Origin of the sequence: Actinoplanes siamensis, assembly GCF_016862395.1 — a bacterium.
Taxonomy (GTDB): domain Bacteria; phylum Actinomycetota; class Actinomycetes; order Mycobacteriales; family Micromonosporaceae; genus Actinoplanes; species Actinoplanes siamensis.
Genome location: NZ_BOMW01000063.1, coordinates 1 through 13877, shown reverse-complemented (window position 1 = coordinate 13877; position 13877 = coordinate 1). Strand labels below are relative to the sequence as shown.

Genomic DNA, 13877 nt, shown 5'->3' with positions numbered 1-13877 from the left:
CGACCGGCAGTTCCGGGGTGCGGCGCACGGTGGTGATGCGGCGCGTTGACCGGCCGGGATCCGGCGTGGATCGTCGGGCGCGCACAGCAGACCGACCGTAGGGGGAACGGTGGCGTCGTCACGCGTCTTCAGCACTCGAGTTCGGATCGCGGCCGCGCTCGGCGTCGTCGCGCTCGCGGTCAGCGGCAGTCCGGCGTCGGCCGGGCCGCGCCGGGCTCCGACTCCACCCGTACCGCCGTCCGGGAACGTGCTGCGGCCGCCGGCCCCACAGGGGCGTGATCTCGCGCCGGCTCAGCCCGCGCCGGCCCGGGTCCTCCCGGCGGCCGGTGAATCGGTCCCGGCGGCGGCCATCCCGCCCGCCGAGCGGGTCGGCGAGGTCACCGGCCGGCGCACGGCGACCACCAAGGTCTTCAAGCTCGCCGACGGCCGTACGCAGAGCGAGGTGAGCCGGGAGCCGGTGCACTACCGCGACGCTCAGGGCCGGTGGCAGGACATCGACACCCGGCCGGCCGCCTCGGGCACCGCCGGCTACCCGTACGCCGCCACCCGCAACACGTTCGGCAGCCGGTTCGGCGACCGCACCGACCGGCTCCTTCAGTACTCGGTGCCGGGCGGCCACGGCCTGACCATGGGCCTCGACAGCGCGCCGCGCGCCGCCACTCCGACGGCCTCCGGTAGCCGCGTCACCTACCCCGCGGCGGCCGGTGGCGCCGACCTCGTGTACGAGGTGACGCGTACCGCGGTCAAGGAACAGATCATCCTCAAGGCACCCCCGACCGGGTCCGCCACCTGGACCTTCGCCCTGGCGCTGGACAACGTCCGGGCAGTGCCGCAGGCGGGCGGGTCGGTCGCCTTCCTTCCCGCCGACAGGGTCGGGCCGGCCCTGTTCACGCTGCCCGCGCCGTACATGTACGACAGCCGCGACGACGACAGCTCGGTCACCGGCAAGGGCCTCAGCACCAAGGTCACCCAGACCGTGACGCAGGCCGGCGGGCGGACCCGGGTCACGATCACCGCGGACAGCGCCTGGCTGCGAGACCCTGCCCGCAAGTACCCGGTCGTCATCGACCCGACCATCAAGATCCAGCCGACGCTGACGCAGGCCCAGGACGTCATGATCGGGTCGGACTCGCCGGGGTCCAACTACGACAACACGTGGAAGCTGTCGACCGGCGTCAACTCGGCCGGCAAATTCCGCGCGCTGACCCGCTTCGACCTGTCGCAGGTCCCGGCCGGCACCACGCTTGACTCCGCCCAGCTGCAGATGTACTACGACCAGACGTTCAGCGACGGTGACGCGTTCAGCACCGTCCTCGAGGCGCGCCGGGCGACCGCCGGCTGGGTCGAGAACACCGCCACCTGGACCAGCATGAACGCCAACTTCGGCGAGGCGGGCGAGAACCGCGAGCAGGTCGACGAGGCCGACACCGCCAAGGTCACCCGCACCGGCGAGTGGCTCGGCTCGACCGGCAACGACCGTTCCCAGGCCGTCAACGGAGCCTACGTCTACAACAGCGACGCCACCGCCGGGCAGAGCTTCAGCTGGGTGCCGCGGATCACCGAGGCCGGTAGTTACGAGGTTCTCACCCACTACGTGCCGGGCAGTGACCGGGCGACCACCGCGCCGTACACCATCTCGTACGACGGCGGCACCGTGACCAAGGCGGTCAACCAGACCACCGGCTCCGGCAACGGCACCTGGGTCTCGCTCGGCAGCTACCCGTTCAAGGCCGGGACCACCCACAAGGTCACCCTGGGCGACGTCGCCGGCAAGGTGGTCGTCGCCGACGCCGTCCGGTTCGTCAAACGCGGCGAGGCGACCAAGCCCAAGGACGTCACGAACGCCTGGCACTCGTTCAGCGTCCGCAACATCGTGCAGGGCTGGCTGGACGGCGCCCCCAACTACGGCTTCATGGTCAAGGCGAAGGACGAGACCGCGCTCAACGGCGGTCCGCGCTACGAGTCCGGTGACTACTCGTACGGCGGTGAGGACGACCACGGGCCGAAGCTGCTGCTCACCTGGGGCCGCGCCGGCGTCGCCCTCAACCCGGTCACCACCGTGCGTTCGACCGGCGCCGACCTGTCCTGGAGCGCGTACCAGGACCCGTCGTCCTCGCCCGACGACGACATCGTGGAGTATCAGGTCCACGCCGGGCGCACCCAGAGCTTCCTGCCCTCCGCCGGGACCCTGGTCGCCCCGGTCCGCCCCGGCCGCACCTCGTACGCCGACACCCGCGGGACCCCCGGCGAGCAGATCTTCTACATGGTCGCCGTGCGCACCCGCGACGGCTCGGTCATCCCCGCGCCGACCGAGATGGTGAAGCTGGCCGCCGCCGGCCAGGTGATCCGGTTCTTCTCCGGCGCCGACGACAACACGCTGACCAGCGCCAAGCCGACCAGCAACTGGGACGTCCTCGACACCGGTGGGGAACTGCAGGCGGGCAACAAGGGCAGCACGTACGGCACCAGCCGCATCGTGCTGAAGTTCCCCAACCTGGCACTGCCGGCCAAGGCCAAGGTGCTCGACGCCAAGGTCGGACTCTGGGCCTGGTACGCGGAGGGCGCCGCCGTCGGCACCTCGGCCTACCAGCTGCGGGCGCTCACCCGCGACTTCAACGAGACCACCTCCACCTGGAACAACGCTCAGTCCGGTACGGCGTGGACGACGGCCGGCGGCGACGTGGAATCCACCGTCTACTCGACCGTCGCCGGCATCAACGGCGACCCCGGCTGGACGCAGTGGGACGCCGGGCCGCTGGTGCAGCGGTGGATCGACACACCCAGCACCAACAAGGGCGCCCTGATCAAGCTGGCCGACGAGGCGGGCGGTGAGCAGCGCACGCTGTTCCTGTCGGCCGAGGCGGCCGAGCCGGCGTTCCGGCCACGCCTGCGGGTCGTCTACACCGTGCCGGACACCGGCAGCACCTACGCGGCGCCGAACACCCCGGGCCGCATGGTCCCCGGCGACCAGTACCTCGTGCCGGTCACGGTCACCAACACCACCGACGCCGTCTGGTCGGCCGCCGACTGGGTCGTGTCGTACCGCTGGCAGCGTCAGGACGGCAGCGACGTGACCGTGGCGGGCGCGCCGATCGAGACGCCGCTGCCCTCCTCGCAGGCGCCCGGCGGCGTCGTCACGGTGACCGCCACCGTCAAGGCCCCGGACTCCGGCAACGACGGGGACCGGCGGGCGCCGTACGTGCTCAAGTGGGAACTGCGCAACAAGAGCACCGGCAAATGGCTGTCGCAGACCACCTCGATCGAGCCGCTCGACCAGACCGTCGCGGTCGAGGATCCCACCTCCGACCAGCTCGGCCTCGAGAAGTTCTACCACTACGCGGGCGGCGGCCTCGGCGCCGGCGCGAGCCTGATGGTCAACCAGTTCTCGGGCAACGCGGTCGTCGGCTACAACCCGATCAACAACCCCAGCCTTGGCGTCTCGACGTTCGTCCGGCTCACCTACAACAGCCAGGACCGGTCCACCTCGTCGATGGGTCAGGGCTGGTCGCTGTCGGCCTCCAGCACGGTCCGGCTCGGGTCGCCTCTGGAGTTCCGGGGCGGGACCGCGGACTGGCCGCAGCAGGTCGCGATGACCGACGGCGACGGCACCACGCACGTGTTCAACCTCGACAAGCACGGCAGCGCGAACCCGGCCGACTGGCGTTACGTCCAGCCGTCCGGCGTCCACGAGTACCTGCAGCGCACCGGCAGCGGCGACTGCACCGAGGCGTGGACGATGACCCGGCCCGACCGCAGCCAGTTCATATTCGACGACAACGGCTACCAGACCGCGATCCGGGACCGGAACGGCAACCGGCTCGACTTCACCTACGAGCGCCGCAGCGACGGCTACCGCACGGTCAGCGTGCTGCGTTACCTCACCGACCCGGCCGACCGGCAGACCCTGACCCTGGACTACTACGAGCAGGGCGATCCCTACACGGCGTTCGTCGACGACACCAAGCAGAACCTGACCGACCTGCAGGACCCCGACATCGTCGGCCAGGTCCGCTCGATCACCGACGTCAGCGGCCGCCAGCTCAAGTTCGTCTACAGCGACTCCGGGCTGCTGCGCGAGGTGATCGACGGCGCGAACACCGACGACGCCAAGAGCTTCACGTTCTTCTACGAAGAGTCGGACGGCAGCGACAACGCCCGCCTCAAGCGGATCACCGACCCGCGCGGCAACGCCACCCGCCTCGACTACCACGACAGCGACGACGCGTTCCAGCGCGGCAAGGTCTCCACGATCACCGACCGGGTCGGCAAGCCGATGTTCATCGACTACGCCGACCCCGACGGGGACGCCAGCGGCGCGGTCACCTCGACCGTCACCGACGCCAAGGGCCGGGTCACCGAGAACGAGATGGATCCGTACGGCCGGGTGGTCCGCATCGCCGACCCCCGCAAACAGATCACCGTGCTGGGCTGGGACGCCGACAACAACGTCATCCGTGCGCAGGAGCCGAGCGGCGCGGTCACCACCTGGCGCTACGACCAGGTGACCGGCTACCCGCTGGAGATCCGCGACCCCGAGGCGAACAAGAACAACACGGCCGGCACCAGGCTCGGCTACCAGTTCGGCCTGGCCGGGCACACCGCCGACCTGATCGAGAAGCTCACCCCGGAGGACCGGCGCTGGACCTTCGCGTACGACACGGTCGGCAACCTGCTCTCGGTCACCGACCCCAACGGCGTCGCCACGGCCACCGTCGGCGACTACACCAGCAGCTACACGTACGACGCGGCCGGGCGGATGCTCACCTCGACCGACCCCGACGACAACGTCACCCGCTTCGGCGACTACGGCGACGTCGGCTACCCGCGGACCGTCACCGACGCGCTGACCAACGCCACCAAGTACACGTACAACGCGATCGGCGAGACGCTCACCACGACGGACGCCAAGAACCACACCGCCACCTACACGTACGACGGGTTCGGGCGGCTGCTGACCAGCAAGGTCCCCAAGGACGCGGCGAGCGGCCGGTACATCACCACCCCGGCCCCGACGTACGACAAGAACGACAACGTCACCCGGGCCACCTCCCCGACCGGCGCGGTCACCACCGCGGTGTACGACGCGCTCGACCGCACCAGCACGGTCACCTCGCCCCGGGACAGCGACACCGCCGCCGCGCCGACGACCAAGTACGAGTACGACCAGGTCGGCAACGTCACCCGGATCACCCGGCCCAAGGGCGTCGCCACCCCGGCCGACACCCAGGACTACGTCACCGGGTACGTCTACAACGAACTCGACCAGGTCACCGACGTCACCGACGCTCTCGGCGGCCGGGTCACCGTGACCTACGACGTGGCCGGCGACATCGTCGCCCAGTACGACCAGCGCAAGAACGCCACAGCCGACACCACCGACTTCACCGGCAAGTTCACCTACGACCTCAACCACCGGATGAGGACGGCGATCGACGCCAAGGGCAACACGGTCGGCCAGAGCTACGACCGTGACGGCAACCCGACCGAGGCGGTCGACCAGGACGGCAACCACACCTTCGCGAAGTACGACTCCCGCGGCGACCTGATCGAGCAGCGGGTGCCCTACCAGAACGTCAACGGGACCGTCACCTACCGCACCACCCGCTTCGAGTACGACGAGGTGGGCAACCCCACCCGCACCATCAGCCCGCGCGGGGTCGAGACCACCGACGACAACGACGACTTCGCCACCGTCACCCTCTACGACAAGCTCAACCGGCCGCGCGAGGTCCAGCAGGCGTACGACAAGGACGACAGCACCTTCACCACGCCGCCGGTCACCCGCTACACCTACGACGCGGTCGGCAACCTGGAGCGCGTCTCGGCGCCGCCGTCCAACGGGCAGACGACCCGCAACGACAGCGTCCAGACGTTCTGGGACAACGGCTGGGTCAAGACCTCGCAGGACGCCGGGTGGAACATCACCACCACCTACGACTACGACGACAACGGCGCCCAGATCTCCCGCAAGGTCTCGTCGCCCGGGGCAACCACCCGGGAGCTGTCGTGGAGCTACTTCCCGGACGGCAAGCGGCGGACCACCGACGACAACGGCGCCGGGTCGGCCGGACCGGCCAAGCACTTCGCGTACGCGTACGACCTCGACGCCAACCTCGTCACGATGCGCGACACCAGCGACGGCGCCACCGTCGACGAGTACGCGGCCGGCTACGACGCGCTCGACCGGGTGGCCAGCCTCGAGGAACGCGACAACGGGTCGGTCAAGCACACCACGACCTTCGAGTACGAGCCGAACGACCTGCTCAAGCGCCGCACCCACGACCTGCAGATCTCCACCTACACCTACGAGCCGCAGCGCGACCTGGTCACCGAGATCCGCAACGCCGAGACCCGCGACGACCCGAAGCCGAAGGTCACCAAGTACACGTACACCAACCGGGCGCAGACGGCGACCGAGACCAAGGGCAACAACAACGTCGTCACCACCGACTACTTCCTGAACGGCGCCGTCCGCGGCTCGGTCGAGAAGAAGTCCGACGGCACGGTCGTCAACCAGCACACCTACGAGTACGCCGCCAACGGGCAGAAGTCGAAGGACGTCCAGCACAAGCAGAACGCCGACACCAAGACCGCCTACCTGGACACGACCAGCACGTACGTGTACGACCCGCAGGACCGCATCCGCACCGTCACCAAGACCGGCTCCGGGGCGGCGACCGAGCAGTACGTCCACGACAACAACAGCAACGTCGTGCGGCAGACCGTCGGCGGGACGACGACCACCTACACCTACGACCGCAACCGGCTGACCAAGAGCGCGGTCAGCTCGGCCACGGCGTCCTACTCCTACGACCCGTACGGGCGGCTCAAGACCATCACCGCCGACGTCGACGGGACGCAGCTGGAGAGCTACACGTACGACGGGTTCGACCACGTCGTCAAGAACGTCAAGAACCCCGGCGGCAAGACCACCGATTACACCTACGACCCGCTCGACCGGATGCTGACGCGCACGTACGGGGGCAAGACCACCACGTACGCGTACCTGGGCCTGACCAAGGACGTCTCGGCCGAGCTCGAGGGCAGCAAGGTCGTCAAGACCTACCAGCGCGGTCCCGGCGGCGACCTGCTCTCGCAGGTGAAGACCAACGCCGACGACAGCAAGGAGGACTCGTACAGCGGGTACGACGGCCAGTCCGACATCGACCAGATCACCGACGACAAGGGCGACGGCCGGGCCACGTACGGGTACACGGCGTACGGCAAGAACGACGGCGCCCAGTTCACCGGCGCCGACAAGCCCGATGCCAGCAACCCCGACAACCCCGACAAGACGCCGTACAACTCGTACCGGTTCCAGAGCAAGCGCTACGACCAGGCCAGCGGCGACTACGACATGGGCTTCCGGGACTACGACCCCGGCATCAACCAGTACCTGTCCCGCGACTCCTACAACGGCGCGCTCAACGACCTCGGGCTGGCGGTCGACCCGTACACCGGCAACCGGTACGCGTTCGCCGGCGGCAACCCCATCTCGAACGTGGAGCTGGACGGCCACAACTGGCTGTCGGACGCCGCCGACGCGGTCGGTGAGGCCGGCAAGGCCGCGTACAACCGGGTCAAGGAGGACGTCAAGGAGACCGCCAACACGTACGCCGAACTGGACGACTGCTCGTCCGGCGACAGCGAGGCGGCCTGCGACAGCCTCAAGAACAAGGCCAAAGCGACGCTGAACCTGTTCGGCGACGCCGAGGCGTGCGGCTACGACAACGACCAGGCGGCGTGCGGCCGGGCCAAGGAGGCGGTCGGCTGCGGCGCGGGCACCAGCGGTCCGACCTGCGCCGGCAACCTGGCCGGCCTCGGCTTCGAGATCTTCGTGAGCCACAAGGTCGGCGGCCGGGCCGGCGCCCGTCCCGGCGGCAAGGCCGGCGCCGAGCCCGGTGGCCCGGCCAAGGTCACCTCGGGAGCGCGCAGCGAGGGCATCCCCGGTGGCGCGCCCAAGCCCAAGCCCCCGGCCCGGCGTCCCGCGTCGACGAGCAAGCCGGCTTCTGCCGGCGCCGGCGGAGGCGGGGACAAGCTCTACCGCTCGCCCGGCGCCGGCAACCGCGCCAGCGAGCGCTCTGGGCTCAGCGCTGCCAACCACGAGGGCTCCCACCCGACGGCGTACCTGGCCAACAAGCCCGAGGGCGCCGCGCAGTACGCCGGCATCGGCCACGAGCCAGGGTTCCACGTCTTCACCATGAAGCCCGGCTTCCGGGAGGCCTTCGGCAAACTCGAATTCCCGCTCGAGAACAAGGACGGGATCGCCGATCTGACCGAGTTCCGGATTCCGTCCTCCCGGTTCGAGGAGTTCAACTCCTACATCGACCATTCCCAGACCGAGTGGTGGCACTCGGAGCGCGGCTTCTTCTTCCCGTCCGGCGAATAGGCTCACCATCCATGCCGACATTCCCCGAACACCTGTCCGCGGCGGTGGGCAGCGAGCCGGTCATCCATCGGTTCGTGCCCGCCGACGGGGGCGACGACGTCCAGGCTCTCGTTTTCGCCGGGTTCCCGGAGGCCGGGCAGGTCACCGGTTTCACGTACGGGCTGGCGACCGGCCGCGAACTGGCGCTGACCGTCCGTACCGACGACGTGGAGTGGGGCGCCGTGCCGGCGCGGGTGGCCGCCGCGCTGCGCGGCCGCCACCCGTTCCGTCCCGGGCAGGCGATCGGCTACGCCGGCGCGCTGGTCGAGGGTTCCCCGCTGACCAGCCTCCTGCTGGCCGAGCCGATCCCGGCGGTGCGGGCCCTCGTTCCTCACCTCGGCGGCGTCGAACTCGTCGGCGTCTACCCGATCCACGCCGCCGAGCGGGACCTCACCTACGCGACCGGCTTCGAGTCCCTGTGGGATCGCCCCTGGGACCGCCTCGACCCCCATCGCGAGCCGGTGGCCTGACCGGATCGTGGCCGGCGCGAGGGGGTGGTTCAACGGGGGTGGAGACCCGCCTTGCTGCGGATCGTCGCCGCCCGGGGGTCGCCCAGCCGGTCGAACGCGCCCGCGGCCGCCTGCCACTGGGCCACCGCCGTCACGTGCTGCCCGGAGGCGTCGTAGGCGTCGCCGAGGTGGGCCCGGGCGCAGGCCTCGCCGTACGTGTCACCGTCGAGGTGGTGCAACTCCTGGGCGCGGCGCAGCCACCGTACGGCCTCGGCGTGGTCACCGAGACGGTGGTGGGCGACGCCCATCGCGCCGTGCGCGGCGGCCCGCCCGGACAGGTCGTCGAGGGCGACGGTGATGTCGAGGGCGCGGCGGCAGTGGGTCAGCGCGGCAACCGGGCGGCCGAGCCGGACCCAGGACCAGCCGACGGCGGTCAGCGCGCGGGCCTGCCCCTGCCGGTCGCCGGCCTGCTGGAACAGGACGAGGGCGGCCTGCCGGCCGCGCAGCGCGTCCTCGTGCCGACCGGCCTCCTCCTCGCCCCGCGCCTCGGCGAGCAGGGCCCGGCCCCGGTCGAGCGGCTCGTCGCCGGGACCGGCCGGCAGCCCTCGCAGCCACTCCCGTAGCAGCGGATGGATCGTGTGGCCCCCGGCCGGCAGGGCGGTGAGCAGGTGGCTCCGGACCAGTTCGTCGAGCGCGTCGCGGCCGATCGGGGCCGGCGACCCGTGGGCGTACGCGCGCAGCTGCCGCGCCGCCTCGGCACCGAGCCCGCGGTACGCGTCGGCGAAGACCCGCCGCACCTCGTCCGGCGGGGACGGCGACCCGCGCAACCGGGCGGCGAGGTCGGCGAGCGACGTGTGCGGGGTCAGCGCGACCTCGGCGGCGACGACGCTGAGCGCCAAGGGCAGGCCGGCGCAGGGCGCCGCCAGGCCGGCGACGGCGGCGGGCTCGGCCGCGAGGCGCCGCGCCAGCAACTCCCGGCTGGTGGCCGCGTCGAGGGGACCGACCGTCAGCGAGGCGGCCGACGCCGTCACGATCAGACCCCGGAGCTGGTCGCGGCTGGTGACGACGGTCCGGCAGCCGGGCGCACCCGGCAGCAGCGGCAGGACCTGCTCGGGTGACCGCGCGTTGTCGAGCACGATCAGCACCCGGCGGTCGGCGACCACGCTACGGAACAGGCCGGTGCGCCCGTCGAGGCTCGCGGGGATCCGCTCCGGCGGTACGCCGAGGGCGTGCAGGAACTCGCCCAGCAGCAGCTCCGGCCGGGTGTCGCCGCCGAGGTCGGCGAACAGCTGGCCGTCGGGGAAGCCCGGCCGCGCGCGGTGCGCCCAGTGCAGGACCGCCGCCGTCTTGCCGGTTCCCGGACCGCCGCCGACCACGCAGACGCCGGGCCCGTCGTCCAGCGCGCGCAGCAGGCCGGCGCGGCCCACGAACGACTCCGGCGCGCGCGGCAGCTGGGCGGGGCCTACCCACGGACGTACGCGCGGACGTTCGGTCCCGATCTCGCGGTAGGCCCCGAGCAGCCGTTCACCCGGCGCCCGTCCGCCCGACCGGGCCAGCCGGGCGGCGATCTCCCCGTACACCCGCCGCGCCCCGGCGAGGTCGCCGCAGCGGGCCAGGGCCAGCATCAGCTCGGCGTGCAGCGGCTCGTCGAGGGGTTCGGCGGCGGCGACCTCCCGGACCGGGTCGAGGCCGGACCCGTCGACGTCGAGGCGCGCGCAGCGGACGGCGGCCGTCACCCGCCCCCGGGCCAGCGTCCGGGCGGCCGCGCTGTCGCGTACGCGCTCGGCGCCGTCGGCCACCACGGGTCCCCGCCAGCACCGCAGCGCCTCCCGGGCGATCGCGGCCGCCGTGGGCGTACCCGGGTCGGCGGCCTCCGAACGCGCCAGCAGGTCCTCGAAGCGGACGGCGTCGATGTCGTCGGGGCCCAGCCGCAACGCGTAGCCGTCGCCGTCGGTGTGCAGCGGATGGTGGTCACCGCCGATGTCGAGCAGCCTGCGCAGCCGGGCGATCACCGCCCGCACCAGGGAGGCGCTGGTCCGGGGCGGGCGGTCGCCCCACAGGGCGGCGATCAGCTCCTCGCGGGCGACGGTCCGGCCCGCGTGCAGCGCCAGCGTCGCGAGCACGGTGCAGTGGGCGGGCGCGCCGAGCGGCACCTGGCGGCCGCCGAGCGTGACCGACAGCGGCCCGAGAAGCTCGACGCGCAGCGGGCCGACCGTGCCCGGATCCTCCCGGAGGAGCCGGTCCGCCTCGCCCGGAGAAAGAAGCAACGCACCGGCGAGCGCCCGCAGTGATCTCTTGCGCGGCGCGGTCACCCGGTTGCTCTCCAGGTCACGCAGCGTCCGCGTGCTCAGCCCGCTGCGCCTGGCCAGCTCGTCCTGGGTCAGCGCCGCGCGTCTGCGGAAGGCCCGGATCAGATCACCCGGGCGCGTGTCGGCTTCCACCTTGGCCACCCCCGTGCCCTCGGCCGAACCATCGATAACCTTACATACGACCGGAACTCGTTCGCCACCCGCAACTTCCACGGCCAGCGGTACACCGACTCCGACCTCCTCGAGTTCGGGGTGGCCGAGAGCACCGCGATCTCACCACCGTTGCCGCCGGCCTGCTCGAGGGCCATCTTGGCCAGCGATGGTGGCCTGGTTGATGAACGCGTCACGGCAATCCCTGCTGGCGTCCGAGTCGAACATGACGACCTCGATCTTGGTTCCTTACGCAGGAGCTGAACGGCGACACCTCGACCACCGGCCTGCGCGGTATCGCGGACGCCCGGTAATGGGGTCGATCTGGCGGCGCACGGCAACGGAGACGACGCCGATCGGCTTCACCGGACGATCGAGACTGCGACGCGAAGCTCGCGCGCTACCGAGCGGCGCTCGACGCGGGAGGCGACCCGGCGCTCATCGCCGGCTGGATCCGTGAGACCTCGGCTACGCGGGCCACCGCCGTCGCTATGGCCCGGTTGGCTGCTGCACCGCCGTCGCTACGGCCGGGTTGGTTGCTGCACCGCCCAGCGGATGAACGAAGACCAGATCGCCGCGGTCGGGAAGGTCTCGGCGGTCTGCTCGACGTCCTGCGCAGGGCTGACCCGGCGTGACAAGGCGGAGCTTTGCAGCCGCATCAGGCTGCGGATGACCTACAAGCCGGGCTCAGAGACACTGAAGGCCGAGATCGTTTCCGACCTCGGCCGTGTGCTCAATGTGTGTCCGAGGGGGGACCCCCACGCGTCGCAGCTGTGCCTCATCTGATGATGAGGGGTTCAAGTGCGCTTGAGCAGGTGTTTCGTCGTATCCGTGCGGCGATCTGCGGTCGCTGACCAAAGTGGGCGATCGGCGTGGTGAGGGCCATTCCGCTACCCGTGCTCGTTCCGCGGATGAAGGAAGGCGACCGCGAAGGCCAGCGCCGCGGTCCGAACCGGCGAGCTGCGGTCAGCCGCAAGCCGTTGCCGTTGCCGGAGGCGCCACCGCCTCCCCGTCGTGATGCCGTCTTCGGGATGTGCGCACTGGACGACAAGGGCCGCATCTCCGATGCGAGGGTCATGGCGGCGCTGGACTGGGAGTCCGGGCAGCGGGTGACGTTCACGGTCGCGCACAACGTGATTGTGATCGACGCGGACGATGCTGGCGGGCAGGCGGTCTGCGGGCGGGGGTGCCTGCGGCTGCCTGTCGGCTTGCGTCGTGCGGTCGGTATCGGGTTGAAGGAACGGGTGCTGTTGGCGGCTCTGCTGGAGCCAGGCCGGCTCGTGGTGCATCCGATGGTGCAACTGGATCGCTGGTCGATGCCGGTGCACACCGCAGTGCTGGGCGGTGAGCGGTGATGGCTACGCCGATGCGGCCGGAGTTGGCCGAGGCAGCGCGGATGCTGCTCGACCAGATGGGCATCACCCCGGAGGATCTGCTGCAGGCACCGGGAGTGCGATCGCAGGTGCCGACGTTCAGCGAGTACGTGCCGGTGGTTCTTGCGGCCCTCGGGGACGGGGCGCGGCGTACGTACGGCAACTATCTGCGTAAGGTCGTTGACCGGTGGGGTGATCGGCGTCTGGACGAGATCACGCCGACCGAGGTCGAGACCTTGATGCGGCAGTTGCAGGGTGAGGCCGTCCGGCGGCGTAATTCGCGGGGCGGGTCGAGTACCGGTGAGCATGTGATTGCTGCGTTGCGGTGTGTGTATCGGCGGGCGGTGGCGGATCGGCTGATCGCGGATGCGGATGATCCGGCACGGAAGGTGGCCAAGCCGCGGCGGCCGACGTCGCAGCGGATCGCGTTGCCGGACGAGCGGCTCGGTGAGCTCGTTGTGGCGGCTGGCACCGGCGGCCAGGATCCGGAGTTGGATGCGCTGATCGTCCGTTTCCACATCGAGACTGCGTGCCGACGTGGTGGGTTGCTCGGGTTGCGGCCGATGGACTTGGATGTCCAGCAGTGTTTGGCCATGCTGCGGGAGAAGGGCGGGACGTATCGGTGGCAGCCGGTCTCGCCCACGTTGATGACCTTTTTGCTGCATCACGTCCACGAGCGTGGAGCGGCGCCGGACCAGCAGTTGCTGCGGTATTTGGATGGCCGTCCGGTGACCCGGCGCCGCTATGACGGCCTGTTCGAACGGCTTGGCCGTGAGCTGCCATGGGTGGCCGCGCAGGGGGTTTCGGCGCATTGGCTGCGGCATACGACCCTGACGTGGGTCGAGCGGGTTTACGGCTATGGTGTTGCGCTGGCTTTCGCTGGTCATGCCGAGAGTCCGAATGACACGGGCACGACGGCGCGCTATGTGAAGGCGACGTTGCAGGAGATCGCGACCGCTTTGGCCGGTTTGACGGGAGAGCCAAATCCGCTGGCTCTGCCGGAGAAGGTGACGGAGGCGGAGTAGAGCGTCAGCGTTGCGGTGGGGGATCGGTGTGGTCCTCCACCGCGGGGTTGAGCGCCTCTCGGAGGTGCACGGTGCTGGCCTGTCCGGCGAAAATCCGGAGGGCGGCGGTTGCCGCGGTCTGGTGTCAGTACGGTCGTGGCCTT

At 70.9% G+C, this 13877-nt stretch carries 6 protein-coding genes; 5 read left to right on the top strand and 1 reads right to left on the bottom strand.

Going from position 1 to position 13877, the window contains the following annotated elements; all coding sequences use genetic code 11:
* The first annotated feature begins 109 nt into the window (after nt 1-109).
* Together Asi03nite_RS29620 and Asi03nite_RS29615 are read left to right on the top strand one after the other, a co-directional pair.
* A complete protein-coding gene (locus tag Asi03nite_RS29620; RefSeq protein WP_203683785.1) occupies nt 110-8389 on the top strand; it encodes a DNRLRE domain-containing protein in 8280 nt (2759 codons plus the stop codon).
* An 11-nt stretch (nt 8390-8400) separates the two neighbouring features.
* On the top strand, nt 8401-8898 hold the full coding sequence (locus Asi03nite_RS29615; protein WP_203683784.1) for a suppressor of fused domain protein: 498 nt from the start codon (nt 8401-8403) through the stop codon (nt 8896-8898).
* 29 nt (nt 8899-8927) lie between these two features.
* Here Asi03nite_RS29615 and Asi03nite_RS29610 read toward each other — a convergent pair whose 3' ends face one another.
* The gene (locus Asi03nite_RS29610) at nt 8928-11318 is read right to left on the bottom strand and encodes a BTAD domain-containing putative transcriptional regulator (protein WP_203683783.1); all 2391 of its coding nucleotides are present in this window, start codon (nt 11316-11318) and stop codon (nt 8928-8930) included.
* A 573-nt stretch (nt 11319-11891) separates the two neighbouring features.
* Between Asi03nite_RS29610 and Asi03nite_RS29605 the strand changes: the two genes are divergently transcribed.
* The 3 genes from Asi03nite_RS29605 (at nt 11892) to Asi03nite_RS29595 (ending at nt 13734) form a co-directional block, all read left to right on the top strand.
* A complete protein-coding gene (locus Asi03nite_RS29605) occupies nt 11892-12122 on the top strand; it encodes a hypothetical protein (RefSeq protein WP_203683782.1) in 231 nt (76 codons plus the stop codon).
* Between the two features lie 125 nt (nt 12123-12247).
* Nucleotides 12248-12691: a hypothetical protein gene (locus tag Asi03nite_RS29600; protein WP_203683781.1), complete on the top strand. Its 444-nt coding sequence runs from the start codon at nt 12248-12250 to the stop codon at nt 12689-12691.
* 41 nt (nt 12692-12732) lie between these two features.
* Nucleotides 12733-13734, top strand: a complete 1002-nt coding sequence (locus Asi03nite_RS29595; protein WP_239103024.1) for a tyrosine-type recombinase/integrase — start codon at nt 12733-12735, stop codon at nt 13732-13734.
* Nucleotides 13735-13877: the final 143 nt, after the last annotated feature.